This is a genomic window from Streptomyces sp. McG3 (genome assembly GCF_018619185.1).
In the GTDB taxonomy this organism is placed as follows: Bacteria; Actinomycetota; Actinomycetes; order Streptomycetales; family Streptomycetaceae; genus Streptomyces.
Genome location: NZ_JAAXYC010000579.1, coordinates 1 through 887, shown reverse-complemented (window position 1 = coordinate 887; position 887 = coordinate 1). Strand labels below are relative to the sequence as shown.

Below are 887 nucleotides of genomic sequence, written 5' to 3'. Positions count from 1 at the left end.
CAGCGCGGTCTGTCGCCGGACGGGCGGTGCAAGGCGTTCGCCGCTTCCGCCGACGGTACGGGCTGGGCGGAGGGTGCGGGCGTCCTGCTCGTCGAGCGTCTCTCGGACGCCGTCCGCAACGGCCACCCGGTGCTGGCCGTCGTCCGCGGCACCGCCGTCAACCAGGACGGTGCCAGCAGCGGCCTCACCGCCCCCAACGGCCCCGCCCAGCAACGCGTCATCCGCCAGGCCCTGGCTGCCGCCCGGCTCTCCGCCTCCGAGGTCGACGCGGTGGAGGCGCACGGCACCGGTACCACGCTGGGTGACCCGATCGAGGCGCAGGCGTTGCTGGCCACGTACGGCCAGGACCGTACGGACGGGGACCCGCTGTACCTGGGTTCGCTGAAGTCCAACATCGGCCATGCCCAGGCAGCCGCCGGCATGGGCGGCGTCATGAAGATGGTCATGGCGATGCACCACGGAATGCTGCCCAAGTCCCTCCACCTGGACGATCCGACGCCCAAGGTTGACTGGGACAGCGGAGACATCGCCCTGCTCACCGAGCGCCGCGGCTGGCCGGAGACGGGTCGTCCGCGTCGGGCGGCGGTGTCCTCCTTCGGTGCCAGTGGGACGAATGCGCATGTGGTGTTGGAGCAGGCGCCGGTGTCGTCGGGTCTGGCGGAGCCGGGGCCGGAGGCGGTGTCCGGGGTGGAGCCGCCGGAGTCCGGTGGTGCTGTGGTGCCGTGGGTGGTGTCGGCGCGTTCCGAGGCCGCGTTGGGGGGTCAACTGCGGCGCCTGGCGGATCACTTGGATGCGCGGCCTGGTGTGGGTGCGGTGGATGTGGGTGCGTCGTTGTTGGGGCGTGCGGATCTGGATCATCGGGTGGTGTTCGCGGGGCGTGACCGGGA

At 72.2% G+C, this 887-nt stretch carries 1 protein-coding gene; it reads left to right on the top strand.

All coding sequences use genetic code 11. The features are described from left to right. Positions 1-887: polyketide synthase (locus tag HET64_RS38550; RefSeq protein WP_215111869.1), on the top strand; the 887-nt coding region annotated here is incomplete at both ends.